At 47.8% G+C, this 20751-nt stretch carries 13 protein-coding genes; 6 read left to right on the forward strand and 7 right to left on the reverse strand.

The features are described 5' to 3' along the window. Positions 1-92 precede the first annotated feature (92 nt). The 5 genes from IQ257_RS14365 to IQ257_RS14385 all read left to right on the forward strand — a co-directional run bounded on the left by IQ257_RS14365 (position 93) and on the right by IQ257_RS14385 (position 5839). Positions 93-1598, forward strand: coding sequence for an adenylate/guanylate cyclase domain-containing protein (locus IQ257_RS14365; protein ID WP_193876221.1), 1506 nt, complete (start codon positions 93-95; stop codon positions 1596-1598). 425 nt (positions 1599-2023) lie between these two features. Then, entirely contained in the window at positions 2024-2521 is a 498-nt protein-coding gene (locus IQ257_RS14370; RefSeq protein WP_193876223.1) for an HNH endonuclease, read from the forward strand. 216 nt (positions 2522-2737) lie between these two features. Next, positions 2738-4009, forward strand: a complete 1272-nt coding sequence (locus tag IQ257_RS14375; protein WP_193876225.1) for a DHH family phosphoesterase — start codon at positions 2738-2740, stop codon at positions 4007-4009. Between the two features lie 65 nt (positions 4010-4074). Next, positions 4075-4572 carry a phosphohistidine phosphatase SixA gene (gene sixA, locus IQ257_RS14380; RefSeq protein ID WP_193876227.1) on the forward strand — a complete coding sequence of 166 codons (498 nt, stop codon included), beginning with the start codon at positions 4075-4077 and terminating at the stop codon, positions 4570-4572. A gap of 94 nt (positions 4573-4666) precedes the next feature. Continuing rightward, a complete protein-coding gene (locus IQ257_RS14385) occupies positions 4667-5839 on the forward strand; it encodes a citrate synthase (protein ID WP_193876229.1) in 1173 nt (390 codons plus the stop codon). Between the two features lie 214 nt (positions 5840-6053). Here the strand turns inward: IQ257_RS14385 and IQ257_RS14390 are convergent, their stop codons facing one another. Continuing rightward, on the reverse strand, positions 6054-8738 hold the full coding sequence (locus IQ257_RS14390; RefSeq protein WP_193876231.1) for a DUF3769 domain-containing protein: 2685 nt from the start codon (positions 8736-8738) through the stop codon (positions 6054-6056). 122 nt (positions 8739-8860) lie between these two features. After that, positions 8861-8977, reverse strand: a complete 117-nt coding sequence (locus IQ257_RS14395) for a photosystem II reaction center protein I (protein ID WP_193876233.1) — start codon at positions 8975-8977, stop codon at positions 8861-8863. Positions 8978-9282: 305 nt separating this feature from the next. Here IQ257_RS14395 and glgP point away from each other — a divergent pair, with 305 nt between their 5' ends. After that, positions 9283-11844: an alpha-glucan family phosphorylase gene (gene glgP / locus IQ257_RS14400; RefSeq protein ID WP_193876235.1), complete on the forward strand. Its 2562-nt coding sequence runs from the start codon at positions 9283-9285 to the stop codon at positions 11842-11844. 175 nt (positions 11845-12019) lie between these two features. On the opposite strand, the gene IQ257_RS14405 is transcribed toward glgP, so the two are convergent. From IQ257_RS14405 to IQ257_RS14425, 5 genes are all read right to left on the reverse strand, one after another. After that, entirely contained in the window at positions 12020-12889 is an 870-nt protein-coding gene (locus IQ257_RS14405; protein ID WP_193876237.1) for a hypothetical protein, read from the reverse strand. An 81-nt stretch (positions 12890-12970) separates the two neighbouring features. Further along, complete coding sequence (locus IQ257_RS14410; RefSeq protein WP_193876239.1) at positions 12971-13609, reverse strand: pentapeptide repeat-containing protein; 639 nt, start codon at positions 13607-13609, stop codon at positions 12971-12973. A gap of 34 nt (positions 13610-13643) precedes the next feature. Then, positions 13644-14396 carry a hypothetical protein gene (locus tag IQ257_RS14415; protein WP_193876241.1) on the reverse strand — a complete coding sequence of 251 codons (753 nt, stop codon included), beginning with the start codon at positions 14394-14396 and terminating at the stop codon, positions 13644-13646. Positions 14397-14805: 409 nt separating this feature from the next. Beyond that, on the reverse strand, positions 14806-15462 hold the full coding sequence (locus tag IQ257_RS14420) for an Imm26 family immunity protein (protein WP_193876243.1): 657 nt from the start codon (positions 15460-15462) through the stop codon (positions 14806-14808). 8 nt (positions 15463-15470) lie between these two features. Then, positions 15471-20717 (reverse strand): Hint domain-containing protein, encoded by a 5247-nt coding sequence (locus IQ257_RS14425; protein ID WP_193876245.1) that lies wholly within the window; start codon positions 20715-20717, stop codon positions 15471-15473. Positions 20718-20751 lie beyond the last annotated feature (34 nt).

Here is a 20751-nt window from a genome sequence, read left to right on the forward strand (position 1 = left end):
CTCCCCCGCTCCCCAACTCCCCCGCTATGGCTTTATCCTGATGCCAACCAACAACCTCCGTATACTAAATTTAAGGCAGTAAGCCTAACCTCATGAGTGATGAAAATTCCTATCAAGGCGTCATTGTTATTGTTGATGATACTCCTCACAATTTAGGAGTACTCTTTGACTTTTTGACTGATTCTGGCTTTAAAGTTTTAGTGGCTCAGGATGGTGAAAGTGCTATCCAGAAAGTCGAATATGCCAAGCCTGACCTCATCCTGCTGGATGTGATGATGCCTGGTATTGATGGGTTTGAAACCTGTCGGCGATTGAAGGCTAACCCATCCACTCAAGATATTCCCATTATTTTTCTGTCAGCCCTTTCTGAAACAGTGGATAAGGTCAAAGGATTTGAGCTGGGAGCGGTAGACTTTATCACTAAACCGGTACAGCAGGAAGAAGTGAAAGCGAGAGTCATCACTCACCTAACTCTTCGGAACCTACAAAAACGACTGGAAGCGCAAAACCTACAGTTACAAGGAGAAATTCAGGAACGAAACCGAATAGAAAAGTCCTTGCGGCAAGCCGAAGAAAAATATCGCAGCATCTTTGAAAACGCCACCGAGGGTATTTTTCAAGCCACCCTTGAGGGGCAGTACATCACCGCTAATCCTGCACTGGCTCGCATTTTAGGCTATGACTCCCCAGAAGAACTCATGGCTCAAATTGCGAATATCGGACAGCAACTTTACGTCAAACCCCAGCGTTCAGAAGAGTTAGCGGCGCTCATGAAGCGGTATGACAAAGTGTCGGATGTTCAGTCTCAGGTGTATCGCAAAGATGGCAGTGTTATTTGGATTGCCGAGAATATAGACATAGTTAAAGATGAGAAAGGCAACCTTCTCTACTACGAAGGTACGGTTGCCGACATTACCCACCGCAAAAAAACAGAAACGGACTTGACCCTGGCTCGCAAGAGAGCCGAACTTTTGCTACTCAATATTTTGCCTCAACCGGTTGCCGAGCTTTTGAAACGGGGTCAACAGACGATTGCCGAAAGTTTTGAGGCAGTAACAATTCTGTTTGGTGATTTGGTTGACTTTACCAAATTCTCGACCCAAACCTCTCCGACAGAACTAGTGGGTATCCTCAATCAAATTTTCTCGAAGTTTGACCGCTTGGCTGAAGAACACGGGATTGAGAAAATAAAAACGATTGGTGATGCCTATATGGTTGTGGCGGGTTTGCCGAAATCCCGCCTAGATCATGCAGAGGCGATCGCTCAAATGGCTTTGGATATGCAAGCGGCGATTAACCAGTTCAACGCTGAGACGGGTCGCAACTTCAAGCTCAGAATCGGCATTAATAGTGGACCTGTGGTTGCAGGCGTCATCGGTATCAAAAAATTTAGCTACGACTTGTGGGGAGACACGGTGAATACTGCTAGCCGAATGGAATCCCACGGGTTGCCGGGTTACATTCAGGTGACAGATGTTACCTACGAGCTCTTGCGCGATCGGTTTCGGTTCCAAAGGCGAGGATCTATTCAGATTAAAGGGAAGGGAGAGATGATCACCTACTGGCTCGAAGGCGCAAAAGTGGCATCGGATAGCTAATGTGTTCTAGCCCTGTCAAGGTTTCAGGTAGTCAGGATATGATCGCTGGCTTCGAGCTGGTTGTAATGTCTTCACGTCGTATCCGATAGTACATCTGCTAACCTCCGCCAGGAATCTGAAAATATGTGGAAAGATTCTGGCTATTCAGCTTGAGCGGCGTATTATGCAGAAATAATCTGTATAAGCAGTAAAATTGGGGTGTTATAGCGCTACGCGCTAGGGAACGGGGAACAGGGAACAGGGAACAGTAAGCTGTGAATGGGTTTCAGTATGTAGGGATGTCCTAACCTAAACTTGTAGTGCTATATACCGAATTATTCTGCCTCTCCATATACCTACCACCTTGACAAGGCTGCTTCCCATAACCAAGCCAAACAGACCTGTGTTAATATTCTGGGAAACAATCCTCTAATTCTCAATTGCACATGGGCAAGGTTCTGGTGTTAAACGCCTCCTACGAACCGCTCAACATCACCAATTGGCGACGGGCGGTTGTCTTGTTGCTTAAAGGGAAAGCGGAGCAGGTTGAACATAACGGCAAGTATGTCTATCCAGAGTTACCACTCCCCACAGTTATCCGGTTGCGTCATTACGTTCGGGTTCCTTATAAAGAAATTCCTCTGACGCGCCGTAATATCCTCCACCGTGATGGTCATTCGTGTCAATACTGCGGTTACATCGGTGACGACTTAACACTCGATCACGTTGTTCCCCGTTCTCGACATGGGGGAGATTCCTGGGAAAACATTGTTACCGCCTGCGTGCGCTGCAATGTCAAAAAAGGCAATCGTACCCCAAAAGAAGCCAACATGATGTTGCGACATCAACCCCGAAAACCTTACAGCAGCCTTTATTTTGAAGTTGCCAAACACATCAAAGGGGGTTTGCATCAGGAGTGGCGAAAGTATGTAATCGGAATTTGACATTGGGTTTTGTCGAGCAAAGGAGGAAGTAAACAGGGTATTGAGCTAACAAGCTGGTGGATGAATGTCACAAATCTCAGCCAACAGGTAGTCTATAGGTGATGAGTTAGTTTGCAAAAATGTGAAGAGGGTTAATATCCACTCAATCACAACCTGCTCTAGCACTGAATTCAATACAGTGCTGATGTGAGCCGAACACGTTGACTACTCACTGACATGACATCCAACTCCACATTCACACCTCTTAATGATTCCTTTTCAGAGTCTGCCTCTAGTGCCGATTCCCTCACGGGTATCTCTCAACAGCAGGAATCCTCTGATAAAAACTCCCTTAGCCAAAACGGAAGTTCCCACGATCATCGGTCACGAATAGACTTGCTAGAAACAAAAGTAGCCGAACTGCAACAGGCTTTGGAAGGTCACAAATCCGAGCGCCAACTTGTTGTTATTCAAGATTTTCCCGACCCCGATGCTCTTTCGAGTGCCTGGGCTTATCAGCTAATCGCTGAACAGTACAATATCCAGTGTGATATCGTCTACGCTGGAACTCTCTCTCACCAAGAAAATATCGCTTTGGTGAAACTGACCAACTTGCCCGCTAAACGCTGGGGTGTTCAGAGCCTCAAGGAACGCGACTTCTCAGTATATCAGGGTTGTGTTCTGATTGACAATCAGGGAACGACAACACAGCTAATGTCTTTTGTGAAACAGGCAGGTATTCCAATGGCTGTGCTGATTGATCATCACAGTACTCAGGAAGATCTTAAGGCAGAATTTACCGACGTGCGACCGCAAACACGAGCCACTGCCACTATTTTAACTCAGTACCTTCAGGCAGGATTGCTCAAGCTCGACAGCAGCATCAGCGCTCACGTCAAGTGTGCAACGGCACTGATGCACGGTTTGCGATCAGATACCGATCGCTTAATGCGAGCAACCGAAGAAGATTTTCTGGCGGCTGGCTATCTCAGCCGTTTCTATGATGCTCAGTTGTTGAATGCGGTACTGCAAACAGCGCGATCTCGACGGGTAATGGATGTGATCGAGCGATCGCTCAAAAATCGTATTGTCCAGAATAATTTCTCCATCGCTGGCGTTGGCTACCTGCGCTACGATGATCGAGATGCTATTCCCCAAGCGGCAGATTTTTTGGTAACAGAAGAAAACGTTCATACCGCCGTGGTTTACGGGATTGTTCACGACGAAGACGAAGAATTAGAAGTCGTGATTGGCTCATTGAGAACGAGCAAATTAACCCTCGATCCTGATGAGTTTATTAAAGAAGCTTTCGGTCAAGACAATCAAGGACGCTTCTTCGGTGGTGGACGGATGATGGCAGGCGGTTTTGAAATTCCGATTGGATTTTTGGGCGGATTTAATGACAATGGGGAATACGCCAAGCTGAAGTGGGAAGTGTTTGATATTCAAATTAAGCAAAAGCTCTGGCGGTTGGTCAATCCGAAGGATAATTTGATTCATACTAGCTAATCTGTGGTATAATTTATCATCCAAACTCTACCTGGGCAAGATTCAATGACTTCTGACTCCTAACGATGGAACTATACTTGATTCGCCACGGCATTGCCGCCGAGGGCGAAGATTACGCCAACGATGAGGAACGTCCCCTGACTGGCAAAGGGCGTCAGAAAACCACCAAGGTTGCCAAGCAACTGCGCGATCGCAGATTGCATTTTGACCGGATTTTGACCAGTCCTCTGGTAAGGGCGCGGGAAACGGCTATCATCTTGCAAGAAGTCGGTCTGGGTTCAGAGGTTGAAGAGTTTCCCGCTCTGGCACCAGATGGGGATATCTATGGCTGGGTTCATTGGTTAGAGGTACGACGGCAAAACGCCACAGGTGAGGGATGTGTGGCACTGGTGGGTCATCAACCGAATTTGGGAAATTGGGCGGAAACCTTAGTTTGGGGCGAGGCTAAAGAGAAACTTGTCCTCAAAAAAGCAGGAGTTATTGGGGTAAAGGTACCAGCTTCTGGAAACCCTGTAGGACAAAGCGATCTGTTTTTGCTGGCTGCTCCCAAATGGTTACTCTAAATAAAAAATTAATAAATTTTGTAATGCTTGTTACTAATCTGCTTGTTTCTGGTAATGTAGCCTGAGTAAGTTTCAAACTAGTTCGGTAGTACCTATGACTGTCTGCGAGTATAAGCCAGGTCTAGAAGGAATCCCTGCTGCTAAATCCAGTATTAGCCACGTTGATGGGCAAAAGGGAATACTGGAGTATCGTGGTATTCGCATTGAAGAACTCGCAACCAAAAGTACGTTCTTAGAAACCTCTTATCTCCTGATTTGGGGCGAATTACCGACTAAGGAAGAACTCAAAAAGTTTGAGACTGAAATTCGCTACCATCGACGCATCAAGTACCGGATTCGGGATATGATGAAATGCTTTCCCGAAACGGGTCATCCGATGGACGCCCTGCAAGCCTCAGCAGCAGCCTTAGGTCTTTTTTATTCCAAACGCGCCTTAGATAACCCGGAATACATTCGGGAAGCCGTGGTGCGTCTGTTAGCGAAAATTCCAACAATGGTGGCAGCGTTCAAGCTGATGCGGAAAGGCAATGATCCTGTTCAGCCTAATGATGAGTTAGACTACTCCGCCAACTTTTTGTATATGCTGAACGAGCGGAAACCTGATCCGCTAGCTGCCCGAATTTTTGACGTATGCTTGACGCTTCATGCCGAACATACTATGAATGCCTCCACATTCTCAGCAAGGGTAACGGCTTCAACCCTGACTGATCCCTATGCTGTGATAGCTTCAGCCGTGGGAACTCTCGCTGGACCTTTGCATGGAGGAGCGAATGAAGAAGTGATACAGATGCTCGAAGACATTGGCTCGGTAGAGAACGTCCGCCCCTATCTCGAAGATCGCTTGCAGCGTAAGGGAAAGATTATGGGGTTTGGTCATCGGGTTTATAAAGTAAAAGACCCACGAGCTACGATTCTGCAAAACTTAGCCGAACAACTGTTTGAGAAGTTCGGACACGACAAATATTATGAGATTGCCGTGGAGCTAGAACGAGCTGTTGAAGAAAAACTGGCGTATAAAGGGATTTACGCAAACGTTGATTTCTATTCAGGTCTGGTTTACCGGAAACTGGGCATTCCCACAGACTTGTTTACACCTATATTTGCGATCGCTCGGGTGGCAGGTTGGCTAGCGCACTGGAAGGAACAGCTAAACGTCAACCGGATTTACCGCCCTACTCAAATCTATACGGGTTTCCACGATGCCCCTTACATTTCAATCGAAGAGCGGCAAAACCCTCAAAATGGAAATGGACTAACACCTCACTAGGGGAGTCGGGGAGAAGGGAAATATTTAGGGCTGGCTGCAAAAAACAGAAATCCTTAACTACCAATATTTTGAGCGGTGTTGAGAGTGGTTCAGAGACAAGGAAATCTGGTAAAATCTGACAAAACCCTTCTGAACATCCCCTCAATACCGTTCCTGGATTGAAAGAACAAGGCTGAGTTATTTTTTACTATTACCCCTTGTCCTCAGTCCCCAATCACCGAGTCACCCCCTGTACCACCGGACGAATTTCGGAACCATCAAACAATCCCGGATTACCTGCCCAGTTAAAATCGTTAATCCGGAGGCTGATAGAACCCAATTCCTGAACTGGGTTGTAACGCAGCAGGATATTGTAAGTGCGACGGCTGTATTCCAAGAAGAAATCCGTGCTGATTTGCTCACCCGTATCTATGTTGTATGAAGTCTGAAACCCCAATCGAAAGGGACCGTAGATTTGTTGAGTGATGCCCAAGGAAAGCACTTGATTATCTGCAACTCGGTCAAAAAGGAATGGAGATAAGTCACCGAGGGCTACCTGGGTATAGCTGATGTTAAACCCAGTGTAGTCGAGGTACGGGCGGGAAAAATGCCCGACTTGTCCTGATAGCCCGACGGTGGCGCTCAGAGAACCCTGAGTATCGCCACTACTATAGAAACTACCCACACCTGTTACAACTCCATTGAGTGACAAATAAGGAACCACGGGTCTTGGTGTGTATCGTAGTCCTTCGGTGAGAGTGGGTGGCAGAGCTTCACCTTGCCAGAGTAAAAAACCTCGGCTCAAGTTAGCACTAGCTTGATAGCGCGTCAAGTTAATCCGATTGTTATCTCGAGGAGGTGGTGGGAGCAAGTCTTGTCGGTCTGTCTCGGAGTTGATATTCTGAACACCTCCCTGGTAGGTAAGGTTAATGCCAGTATTCCCTAACGGAATCACAGGTGAAGTGATGACCGCTCCCAAACTACTCTGCACGGTTTGAAAGCCAAGAGAACCGTTAAATAGGCGATCGCGGTAGCTGTATTCTAGATTGAGATTGTGAGGTAAACCCGTGCCGATTACCTGCCGAAGTCGAACGCTGGCTCGTAGTTCGTCTTCTATTTCATCGGGATCGAAGCTGGTGAATACTGCCGACCCTACCAAGGTTGTGCGCGGCGTCAGTACGGCATCAAGTTGAGCCTTGAGCCCAAAGGACGACGGGTCTAAAATACCCCCCTCATCCATTCCCGGCGTATTCGGGTTATCATCCCCCAAGATCGCCTTTTGGATAAAATACTGGGGCGTGAGTCTAAATCGCACGGCGGGAGTATTCACTACCTCAAAGGTACGCTCGGCAAACAAACCGCCGCGATCATCATCATCAAAGCCAAAGTTTACCAAACCAGGCGATCGCGGACGGCGATCAATCACAACGCGATTACGGAATGTTGGCACTGACAATCCTTGATCAAAAACCAAGCGGGGGCGGGTGGCAACGATTTCATCCACTAAAGGTGAAATCCGACGAAATCGGGCAGTATCGGCTCGTAATTCCAGCTCTGGGGGTGAAAAAGGGTCATTCGTTAGTCGCACATTTGTGGCAACAGTTTCTGATCCCTCAAAGTCAATTCGGTCGGCTTCATAACGAAATCGGTTAATCACTCCCCCAGATGCAGGGACATTCTGATTGTCTAGAGCAAAAGATCCCCCAAGAAAGAAGGAATAAAAGCCGGGATTAGTTATTCCTTGTAGAGGTTGGTTAGTGGTAATGCGATCGCTAATCGGTCGCTGTTCCTCTGGAGCATTAGGGTCAGTCGGAGAGGGCAAGATTGTCAAATCGCGTCCTGCTGTCGGCACGTACAGTTCGCCATTCGCATTTAAAACGACACCACTATCCTGGACAAAATAATACTCAAACCGTTCCCCGCGCAGCACTTGATCGCCTCGAGTCAGCGCCACATTGCCCTCAGCCACGAGAATACGATTGGGCAAGTTCACTTGCACGCGGTCAGCATTCAGTAACGCTCCGCGAAATAGCAGCTCAACGTTTCCTTCTGCCGTAATAACTTGCCGTTCTTGATCATACTCCTGTCGGTCGGCGGTCAGTTCGATCACGCCACTGATGCCAGCAGGATTGGCAGGTTCAGTTGTTTCAGACTCTGGAGTGCCAGGGGATGGGGATGTCGGTGTGACTTCCTCATTGGGTACTTCCTCCTCGGGCGTTGATTGAGTCTCAGGTGCAGGCACGGTAAATTCAAACTCTCTCACCTCCCCAGAGCGCTCTTGAGTCACCAGACGCTCGACATTAGACAAATCGAGAGTCACTGGTGTGGTATTCGAGGCAAGATTTGGGATTGAAGGGGATGAGTTTTTAGTCTGAGTTGGGTTTGCAGAACTAATTGGTGGGTTAGTGAGGGGGAGATGAGGAGACGGGGAGGCGGGAGTAGCATCCTGTCGAGCTGGGTGCAAGTCCGTCTTAACCGATACTTCCCTGACTACTCCAAACGTTAATTGCGGATTTTTTGACGTTGAAGGAATTTCTCTGTCGATATTGTCATTCTCCACAACGGTTTCTGTTGAGGGAGCATCAACCTCAGTTTCGGGACTAGGGTTAGGGAGGTTGGCACCTTCGACATTGACCTGAGCTACGGGCAATACTGGTGTCGCCACTGGTATTTTGGGTTGGGAATGACTGACACAAATCGGCGGACCGAGCAACGCCGCACTACGGGGAGCCATCAAGGATGAAGACTCTGGTGGTAGAGTTTCTGGTGGGCTGGGTGTGGCGATTAACCCCGTAGGCTGGGTTTGAGTCTTGGGCGATACCACTATCACCTCAGAGGATGGGTTTTGGTTAGCGCCATCCTCTAAGGTAACGGATTGAATAATGGCAGGTGTTTCAGGCGGCTGAACGGGTTGGGGCATTTTTTAACACTAACAGTCGAAGGGACAGCTCCGAAGCGTGACCGTTCGCCGCACATAACACTAAGTAGAGGGGCGAGGCACGCCTCGCCCCTTTGACAAACTCAGGGATGAAGCGTAACTATTTACTCCAAATCCCGTTGCTTGGGGTTGCGAGCCGGATCGTTTGACAAAAAGCCAAACACAAATAAGCCAACGAAAATACTAACAACGATATAGACCACAATTTTGAGGGTAAGCATTTTGATATCTCCCAGGGTTGCGAATGGCTGAATGAAAATTTGTGTTGCGAAATGCAACAACTTTACATAATCATACCCAAAGGTGGTGTCCTTTTGGGCTGGGAAGGCGAATCAAAGCTTAAGTTCCTCAAGATATCGATCATCCTCGCTAGCTCGGCTGTTGGTCAACCCTGACGAAGTACAATTGTCTGACGTTCCAATTCTCCAGTAGAGAGTGTCATTAAAAACAGTATTAAAAGTCTCTTCCTTTGTACAGAAGTAGGTACACAATGTTATCCGTGTAAAACATAGAAATTTCTCGCTCTATGCAGCCCATTCGTACATTTAATGTCTCCCCTTCCCTGCCTAAGGCGCTTGAACCCTTGCGGAAGCTAGCGTATAACTTGCACTGGGATTGGAATGTCGAGACCAAAGATTTATTCCGACGGCTAGACCGTGACTTGTGGGAGTCAAGCCGCCACAATCCAGTATTGATGCTGGGCACCATCAGCCAAGCGCGGCTCACTGAAGTTGCCGAAGACGAAGGTTTTTTGGCGCAAATGGAACGGGCATCCCAACAGTTGGATAGTTACCTGACAGAGCGGACGTGGTATCGCAAGCATCGCGGCAAAAGTGAGGTCGATGAATGCTATGCCTACTTCTGTGCTGAGTACGGTTTAGTCGATTGCTTACCCATTTACTCCGGCGGTTTGGGAGTCTTGGCGGGTGATCATCTCAAATCAGCCTCTGACTTGGGTTTGCCTCTTGTTGCCGTTGGCTTACTCTATCAGGAAGGCTATTTTGCCCAGTATCTGAATGCTGATGGTTGGCAGCAAGAGCGCTACCCGATCAACGACTTCTACAATATGCCACTGCATCTAGAGCGTAACCCTGATGGCTCAGAGCTGCGGATTGCAGTAGACTATCCAGGTCGCACTGTCTATGCTCGAGTCTGGCGGGTACAAGTCGGAACCGTACCCCTTTACTTGCTCGATACCAATATTGAACCTAACAATCCCTACGACCACGACATTACCGATGAGTTGTACGGTGGTGACCAAGACTTGCGAATTCACCAAGAAATCATGTTGGGAATTGGCGGGGTTCAGGCGTTAAAAGCATTAGGCATCAAGCCCACAGTCTATCATCTCAATGAAGGTCACTCTGCCTTTTTGATTCTGGAGCGCATTCGTCAGCTCATGCAGGAAGATGGTTTGAGCTTTGATGAAGCCAAACAGGTCGCTCAGTCTACCCAAGCTTTCACTACCCACACGCCTGTATCCGCTGGATTTGACTTATTCCCCCCGGATAAAGCGATGTACTACATCGGACATTACGCCGACATCTTCGGCTTATCACGAGAGGAATTTCTGGCGCTGGGGCGGGAAGATACGGGTAGTTTACAATCCCCCTTTAGCATGGCAGCCTTGGCACTCAAGACATCCAGCTTTACCAATGGGGTGAGTCAGTTGCATGGAGATGTATCGCGGCAAATGTTTAAGGGGCTGTGGCCTGAGCTGCCATTAATAGAAGTCCCGATTACTGCAATTACCAATGGCACCCATGCTCGTAGTGTCGTAGCCAAGTCTACTCAGGAACTGTATGATCGCTATCTAGGTCCAAGCTGGTCGGATAAAGGTTCTGAAGACCCCCTCTGGGAACGGGTTGACTCAATTCCAGATGAGGAGTTGTGGCGCAATCACGAACGCTGCCGCTCGGAAATGGTGGTGTCTTTGCGAGAACGGTTGCAAAACCATTTGCGCGATCGCGGTGCGATGCCAGCAGAACTCGCTCACGCGAAGGAAGTCCTAGACCCCAGCATCTTGACAATTGGCTTTGCCCGTCGGTTTGCCACCTATAAGCGAGCCAATTTGTTCCTACAGGACATGGAACGGATTAAGAAAATTATGATGGGCAATAAAGCTCGACAAGTGCAGTTTGTCATTGCTGGCAAAGCCCATCCCAAGGATATGCCCGGAAAAGAATTAATCCGCGAAATTATCCATACCGTTCGGGAAGCTGGAATTGACGATCGGGTGGTTTTCATTCCCAACTACGATATCCACATAGCGCGGCTGATGGTTGCGGGTTGCGATGTTTGGTTAAATACCCCCCGCCGTCCGAGGGAAGCGTCTGGTACTTCGGGGATGAAGGCGGCAATGAATGGTCTGCCCAATTTCAGCATCCTTGATGGTTGGTGGAATGAAGCCGATTATATCCGCACGGGCTGGCCCATTGGTCATGGGGAAGAATACGACGACCCCGACTACGAGGACAAGGTAGAAGCCAATGCTCTTTATGATTTGCTAGAGCAAGAAGTTGTGCCTCTATTCTACAATCGCGACCATGATGGGATTCCTCGCGGCTGGGTTGCGAAGATGAAAGATGCCATTAAGCTTAATACTCCGTTCTTTAATACAGCCAGAATGTTGCGGGATTACGCGATGCGTGGCTATTTCCCTGCTAGCGATCGCTACTCGGCAATGACTAGGGATAATTACAAACCCGCCAAAGAATTAGCCCAGTGGAAGCAGGGGCTATTTGAACAGTGGTACACCATCAAAATTGAAGATATTGACATTGCCGCACCCAATGAATTGGTCGTCAATCAATCCGTTGCTGTCAAAACCCGCCTTAATCTAGCAGGATTGACGGCAAACGACGTGCAGGTTGAACTCTATCAAGGTGAAGTCAATGCTGACGGACAGATTATAAACGGTTTGCCAGTGGTTATGGATTACCAAGGCACGGACGAACACAATGTCAGTATTTATACGGCTGATATCCTGTATGAATCCAGTGGCTTGCAGGGGTTGTCCCTGCGCGTGCTACCCAAGCACGACAATCTGTCAAGTCTCTACGAACCTGGCTTAGTTCTCTGGGCGTAAGCTCAACAAGTATGAAGTATGAAATATTAAGCCAAACGCTAAGAATGCTGGATGCTTAATTTCATCCTTTATCTTCTTTTTTGGCAGGATACCCCACCCTCAACTCTTGTAGGGTGGGGTAGTTTTCGATTTGAGTGTGAAGCGAAGCTATTCGCCTTTACGAAACATCTATCTGCTATTTCTGTGTCTTTTCATCCGGCTGACTGGAATCAGGCTTCAAATCGCCACCGGAAAATGAGGGAATTCCCCGCGATCTAAAGGATTGTGCGATCGCATCCCGTGCTGATTGTCTGTACTGTTGCTTTCTTTTTTCTTCTAAGCGCTTCTCTTCATCAATGAATAAATCTTGGCTCAACGTCTGAATCGTTTCATCAATTGTCTGCCCAATTGCATCAGGTGACTGGTTGATTTTGTCTGCCAAATCTCGCAGCTTAGATACAATTTCTTTGAGATACCCCTCGATATTTGAGGAAGAAAGCACCTCTTGCAGCTTGTCGGGAAATTCCTCTATGTCCTCACTGAGGTTGATTCCCTGGGTGGAGAGCGTTTTTCGTAGGGAGTGTAAACGAGCTCGGGCAGCCTCAACTTCGGTAGGGTTTTTAGACGTTGAGGCACTGACAAATTCCTTTAGTTCAGTGTAAAGATTGAGAAAGGCGGTTTGGATAGCTTCAGGATTATTTTGGAGTTCTTCAGGAGTGACACCCAGAAGTGTGGAGATGAGATTATGAGTTGATTGAGTATCGTCAGATGATGGAGTAGGATTTGATGGAGCGGCTTGTGATTTCTGTGTTGAGAATGCCACGAAGTTGGAAAAGGCATTTTTAGCTTCCTCTAAAGCTTGGTTCATTTCAGCTTGGAGGTAAGCTTTTGCCTCTGATTCTGTAATTTCAAAGGAGGCTATGGAAGCAGAATCAACATTTTTTTCATCCCCACTGAGATTACAAAGGATAAAGTCTCCAGTTACCAGATCTTGGTCGTCGGGAATGAGGAAGTAACGCGATCGGGTGGAATCCAACCAAAGAGAATGTTTGTTATCACTGCTCATAGGAATCTACTAATATCCAGCCTAATCTTTACTCTCTCGTTGCTTGTGATTGATGCCATCTGGCTTGTAGTCCTATCGTTCCTATCTCGGTGCTGCTCCGGAATCGAACAGCGCATCTGTTAGCTTGGCTCCGTCCCAGTTTACGCCTTCCAATTTCGCCTCCCGGAAGTCAGCCTCAGAGAAATCCCCACCCGAAAGGTTGGCTTGGGTCAAATCAGCCTTATTAAAAGTGGCTTTTACAAAGCTTCCGCCCCGCAGATCAGCCTGTACCATCTGAACGCGGTTGAAACCTGTATCGTCTGCCTTGACGTTCCGAAGCATTGCCCGGTTCAGCCGACTACCGAAGAACAGAGAACCCTCTAGATCGGCACCCGTTAGGTCAGCATCCTCCAAGTTGGCATCTTTGCAGTAGCCATTAATGAAGATCGCGTGCTCTAAGCAGATTTCACGCATAGATGCCCGGTCAAAGGTTGCTAATCCCACGTTCGCATTTGCCAGATGGACACCATCAAGGTTGGCTTCACTGAAGTCAGCTTCGATCAACTGTGCTTGCGTCAGTAAGGCATAGTCGAACCGTGTACCCCGAGCCAGTAGACCCTCTGCGACGAGTTCTGTTAAATCCACCCGACGCAAATCTACTCCCGACAAATCAACGTCCTGGACGGTTTGTTTAAGACCAATAGCTTGGTGCAATTGCTCTAATATGGAAGATTTGCTCATAGGTTACGCTCTTTCTAGGGAGGTGTATTGTCCGTTATGCTACTTGGCTGGAACTCTTTTCCGGAATCGGTATCCAGTTAGCTCCAGGCTTGTATGCGAGGATTGTAGTATAGTCACCGAAGACACCAGAGGGCTGAAGGTGCTTCATCACCTCATGTTGACGGCTGCTTAACGTTTCCACATCTGATTCCCACGGCTGCTGCACTAAATCCAACTGGATGCCACCCCAAGGTGTATCCTGGATTATTGCACCGGAATTGGACAAGCGTTCGCGACCAATTAGCTGTACCAAGTGCGAACCAAACCAGGTACGAGCGCACACAGGGTTTAATCCATACTTTTGCAGTTCATCAGCGTTGATTTTTCCAGATGCACAGTATTCTTGGCTACCTTCAAGCCAGACGGGGTGAACTAATCCGAACTCTGCCTCTAGCTCTGCGGCGAGAGCATCCCCAAGTGCAAAGACGCGAGGCAAGTCCTTCTGGCGAAGGCTGGAGCCAAACTCTACATTGACATAATTAAGACCCTGATTTCTGGCTGAAAAATAAGCTTTGTAACGGGGGGATTGCCCTCGGTGCAGACCAGGCATATAAAAATCGGTTTTGAAATCGCTGACTGTAGTGAGTACTTCATTACGGTCGTATGGATTACGTGCACGTTCATCTACACCCCAGTGAGTAGGGACAAACTCTTTGACACTTTCAAAAGCATTTACTAAATGCTCTAGACCTGGGCTGCTGCGAAGGGAGCTTTTGGTAATTACAACTATTTCAACTCTGTCAGGCATGGGACGAGTTTTATACCTCCCTGCGTATCTTTATTAAGATATAGCCTTTCTCACGGTTGTGAGGTACACTTTGAATTTCAAACCCATGACTGCTGACTAAAAGGAGAAATTACTGTACCTCATGAGTATGAGAACCGCTATAGCTAAGTTCTACTATCTAGCTTGCCACTTTCGGCAAGAGGGACAAAGAGGTGCGAGTTTCAACATAGATTTACCGCAAAAGCGACAATTTTTGCGTTCCTTGTTTAAGTACTGTTCTTGGATCATTTCCACAAGCGCATCACGAGTAGTATCTTCACCACAGGTAGGACATAATTTGACATTCTCATCAACTGGGCTTAGACAGTAGGGACAAAGAATCATTATCTGTACCTCTCCCTCTCCTGACATATTCGTCACTGGTGATTCCTCATTTCTTGGTTGAGTAAAATCGCTGGATATCATAACCTAGACGAGTAGACATCTCGTAATATGACTGATTCTCATCCTCGCCAAGCAGATGATATATCTCACTTCTATGCTTTGCAAAGCGTAAATCAGAGTCCTTTAAACTTCGCAATTCAATGTCTTTCAGTCGAGGATTATTGATTTCATCTGCTCTTCCCAAATAGTAAAGACATATTTCACCTATGATGCCTGATGGCTTTTTGGTTCTATATACATTTATACGCTCAAGTTCTTCCTCTCTTAAATCAATATCTAAAGCAATTTCTCCTCTAATAAACTGAGCGCGTAGTCCCCGAGCAACCAATGACTCTGGAAACTCTACCTCTTTTGGATCGATAGTTTCGTGAGCGATGATGCTCCATTCACCTGACTCTAAGGAATTTGAACTAATAAAAACACCTGGAATTAGAACCTCTGAACGATTTGCAGTAGGTTCAGAAAAAGTTGATTTGTAGATTTCTACTAGGACAGAACCATTGAAAAAAACCAATGGTGACTCAGGTTTGATTAACTTCGGACGTATACACTGCTGCTTAACATCCAGCATAATACGACCACACATATACTCGCTTGTGGGGAGTTTGAAGGTAAAGATATCGCCAGCTTTGAACTTTGTCATTTTGAATTTTACATACAAGGGTTATGACCTTGGCTATATAATACAAATTTTTCTGGTGTTATTGCATTGATGCGGTTTATCAGTTTCCCTACCCCAACGCCGCCGTGTTTGTCGATATAATATTGTTCCCAAACAGCAGTTTCATAACGAGTCCAGCCGCTGTCTGGACTTGAGCGTATACTCTTTGACTCAAGAACAGTATCAATGAGATTTTTAGGGAAATCTGGTGCTCTACGCAATGGATCATCCAGTGGGATATAACCCTTGCTCTCTCGATTATTGATATAGTCGTGAACGGCACTCTTTGGATCGTTTAGGTGATGTTCAAACCTGGTATCGACTCCCTGAATAGATTTACCTATATAAATGACCTCACCAGTATTCAAATCTCGAACTGCGTATATATCTGTTGCAAAGGTATCTGTTTTTTCGAAACCTGATGTATTCCCGTCACCATCACCATTATGAACAAGAACACCTGACGAGTTAACAAAGTAGTTGTGGAATTGCTCTACCTCGAAATTGTAAGTGTCTTCTTCAGCAGCATAGGTTTCCACTGAGTGGACTGTGAGTAAATCACTATTTATTAACCTCAGCATCATACCTTTTTGTATGTCTACTGCTCGAAGCCATTTACTTTCACTTTCTACCCAGTAGGGGTGACTGCGGGTAGAAGAAAGTTTTCCTTGTTCAGTTTCAATAACTACTATAAATTGAGTCCAGTTTTTGTGAACTGCTGTAATTGGGCGTTCTACTACACAATTTGCATCAAAGTCATAGGCAAATACGAATTTGCCAGGAGCAAGATTTTCGATCGCTTGATCACCTTCTGGAGTCTTGACTAAAGTTCCAGCAGGGAAGCAAGGCGGTTTGGATTTGTCACCCTTGAGGTAAGCTTGCCAAGCCTCAAACACTTCTCCTTCTGTGGGCAGATTTTGTCTAGTACCAGTTGGTTCAATGGGTCGTATGGGTGCTGCAAGCCGTCCAGTCTCAGGGTTGAGGCGCTGTCCATTCTGATAGTATTGTTTCAGCTCGGCGTCAGATAGTGTTGATTTGGGATAACGACTTTTATAGTCGGCAATGAACTCGGCTTCGGTCATCGTGGGATCATCCCAACGCTTACCCGAAGAACCGACTTGCTCGTTTGTCGTTGATACTGGTTCCTCAGATTTAACTGTAGATGCCTCGTCGTCAAGCCTGGGTTTTTTGTTCCCTCCTTGCTCAACAAGCTCTGCTGCCTCTTCAGCTTTTCGCTTCGGGTTAGATATACTGTCAACTTCAGGATTATCTATCAGGTCACATTTACCCGTACAACGGAGGACTTCGCCTTCTTTTGTAACTTTGATCTCGCGTCCATCAGCAGTTGGCTCTTTGGCAACCACTCCAGGTTCGACTTCCGGTTCATCTGCATGGGTTGTGCGTCCACTGGGTGTATCCGTCTCAGGAGCTTTCACCTCAGTCTCAGGAGCCTTCACCTCAGTGTCGGGGGTTTTGACTTCTGTTTCAGGAGCCTTGACTTCCGTATCAGGAGCTTTCACTTCTGTCTCAGGAGTTTTCACCTCCACTTCAGGTTGTTTGACGCTGGGCAGATCAACATCCGGACGACCACCCGTCGGCACATCTATGCCACCGCCAAAACCACTCTTAACTTTACTTCCCGCGTAACCGCCAACTCCTTCTCCAAACTGGGAAGATTTGCCTTGAATTCCCTCAATACTCTTAATCTTACCGAGCTGACCCATACCCACCGACATTGCCAACCCCATACCAGCAGCCGTTAGAATTCCTTCCCAGGTGATAGGATTGCCTGATGCTAAATCGCCCAAAATATTGCCAGCCGTATCTAATGCCATATCAATCCCAACTTTCAGGAGGGATTGAGTTAGTCCCGCACCTTTAACAAGAGCGTTACCTAACACACCACCTGCACCGCCAAGGGCACCCCCAATTGCACCCACAAGAGCGGCTTTGCCCACGCCATCCATGAGATTCTTGCCGTCGATGACATTATTGCCCATCTGGATCACAGCACCAGACGCCGCACCCACAATCGCACCGCCCACAATAGCCCCAACCGCACTGGCAGTTGCCGCACTTGCCCCCAGCGCTCCAGCGGCTGCACCGACTGCGCCAATGACAGCCGGACCAATGACCAGAGCGACAACGACAATCACTGCGATAACGAGAATAATCTTGAGAATCCCTTTCCAGCGGGGTTGTACCTGAGCGGCCGCTTCATCACCATATTTCTGGATATCGGCATCCATTTTGTCTAAAGCACCACGCAGCCCATCTTCTAACCCCTTGGCACTATCCTTGAATCCGTTCTCTAGGTTTTTGTCGATCTGGTCGAAAAGATTTTTAACGCCGTCAGTGACTTTGCCGAAGCCTTCAACGGTTGTATCGGCACTCTTGGTAACTGTAGTTGTATGGGTTTGCTGAAGCTGAGTGAAAGTATTAGTAGCACCCTGCTTTAAACCAGTCAGGGTGGCGGTTAAGCCTTGACCTGCGGCTGTGGACTCTTCAATTGCGCTCTGACCCATTGAGGTGAGTGCCTGAAGCGTCTGCTGATTGCCCTGTGTGATCCCTTGAACAGAGCCAGCAATGCCCTGCTCAAGCTGACCTTGTACAGTAGCAATCGCACCGTCAATCTGCCCCAGAGTTTCAGCTAGAATAGCACTCAAAGCCTGTGGGTCAGGAGCTGCCATCCCTTGCATTTCACCTTGGAAACCTTGTAAGGTGCTTTGTAGGTTAGAAGCGGCTTGGTTAACCCCATCTTGTAAAGATGCGATCGCTTTTTGGGCATCTCGGTCAATGGCTAATATCTGCCGCTGACCATAATCAGCCAGCAGTTGCAATTGGGCAGCTTCCTGTTGCTCTAGGGATTGTAGAGTACTTTCGAGGGTCTTGTTGGCTGATTCAGTCAGGCTTGTCTGTGCCTGTTGAGCCTGGGAAAGCGCTTGCTCTTGGGCAGTATTCAGACTATCCAGTGCTGCTTTTTGCTGTGATTCGAGGGTTTGGCGAGATTCAGTAGCCGCTTTGCGGACGGTTTCCAGGTCTTTCGACTTGCCCTTTTGACCCTCGTCTGCCTGTTTGTTTGCTTCTTCAATTAAACCTTGCTGATATTGTCCGGCTACATCTCTGGCAGCTTTGGCTCTAGCCTTTAATTTATCATCAGTCACCGGACCGTCTAACAGGCTGTCATCTTCACCCTTGACTTGGCTTTCAAAGCCCTTTGCCGTTTGTTCCCCTCTCTCCACTGCCTCATCACCGACCTTTGTACCAGCGGCGCGGTAAGCTTTGTCAGCTTGGGCATAGAGTTCATCGATGCGCTTGAGTTGGTTACTTTCACGCTCATCCACCGTGGTGAGCGCTGTCGTATATCCTGTTCCGACTTTTCCGCGAGCTGTCGTCGTGGCTTGCCCAATCGCCGCTACAGCCGCCTGATGCTGTGATCCAATCTGGGCGAGTGTCGCCTGTGCCTCGCTTTGAGCCTGAGCACGCACCTGAGCAATCTGAGTTGTCACCGCAGCCCGTTGTTGTTCAATACCCGCCATAATAACGGCTTTGGCTGACTCGGCTGCACTCTGGATACTCGGTGTAATGGTTTGCCCAAGGGCGGTGATAGTCTGTACACGTCCAGCGCCATCGGCGAGGAATCCACTTGCCATACTGCTGGCAGCAGCACGTTGCTGTTCGAGAAAGGCTGAATCACCGCCTGGGTTATCGGCTTTGCGGGAAATGACCAGCCCATCATTGGCATGGGCAGTTTCTTCCTGTTGCGGCAAGGCGAAGCTGATTCCAGTAGAGGCTAACTGAGCCGCCTCAGCGTTGGTGGCTTCCAGCTTGGCATTGGCTTCTGAAGCTTGGGCTGTGGCTTCTTCCTTCTGAGCTACTGTTTCAGGACTTGCTGCCTCACCACTGCCTTCGGGATTAAGGTTTGCCGATTCGTCTTTAGCGACACTTTGTTCAAGAGCTTGCGCTTCTGGTACACCCTCTACTGCTGCGCCATTGTCTGTACCCGCTCCTTGGGCATCCTCTTCCCCTTGAACTTTTTCTCCTTCAGATTTGGCGGCTGCCTCTTGGGGTAACTCAATCGCTTTAGGAGCAGCCGCTTCCATCTCGGCGGCTACGGGACTAGCCCCATCTTTTGCCTGCCCATCTGGGACATTTTCAGCAGCCGATGGGGATTGCTCCCGTTGTGGAACGGTTTCAATAGGCTGGGACAACTTAGACTTATCCGACTTAACTGCCTTGGCTTTTGCTTTCAGGGCATTTTTTTTCGCTACGGCTTGTGCCTGTGGATTGTCAGGAGGACGCTCAGTGCTAGGAGATGTTGTCTTCGCTGTTGCCTCTTTGCTGGGAATCGGCGATTCGTCAGCTATCTCAGTCTGTTCGTCATGAGTATTGAGGCTCTCCTGAGAACCCTCATTTTTAGCCAATTGCTCGGCAGTGGATTCTTTAGGCTGTGGTGAAACTTCTGCTTTCTTTTCTTCCGCTAGCGGCTGCTTTTGTACTTCTTCCTCCTCAGCAATTTCCTTTCGCTCAAGAGTCTGATTTTGACTAACTTGCTCAACTTGAAGTTGATTCAACCGATTCCAGACAGAAGTCACAACGGGTGTCCTCTGTAGCTGATACTGATATTGGTTGTCTAACCTGTCAAAGATGACCTGTCTTTGTATTGGTGATGGTGGTGTGCTTGGAGAATGGACGGGGATTTCTAAGAAATTATGATAAAAATGGGTTTTTTGTGCAGCTTTAGATTGTAATTCGCCTTTTCCCCCCTGATTCTGGATGCTATCTGCCTCGGATTTAGGTATTATCCCGTCTCCACCATCGGGTATTTTCTGACGCTGAAGGCTACCATTTGACTCCGGTTCATCGAATGCTTCTTCTGAAGATAGTTCTTGTCGCTCGATAGGTTTTTGCTGAAGTTGGGGTGAATTGACCTGAGTTTCTATTACATTGGCTCTTGGTGTTACCTGCTGCTGATACGGATGGGATAAGCCATTAAAGGTTAACTTACTCTGAATCGGTGGTGGCGGGGGGGGTGTACCTGGGGCATTAATGGGAATATTGGAGGCATTGTAACCAAAACGGGATGCTCTTTCGAGTTGCTCTTGGATGGATGGCGTTTCTTGTTGAGCTGAGGACGGTTTTGGGGCGGAGAAAGGTCGCGTCTGGAGGGGATTGGGTACTGGCGTCGAATTGGACTGAACGGACGCTTTTTTCCAGATTGGCTTTTGAGAAGACATCGCCAGCGCCTCTAACTTAATTGGGGTTTATAGG

This window comes from Coleofasciculus sp. LEGE 07092 (assembly GCF_015207375.1).
In the GTDB taxonomy this organism is placed as follows: Bacteria; Cyanobacteriota; Cyanobacteriia; order Cyanobacteriales; family Coleofasciculaceae; genus LEGE-07092.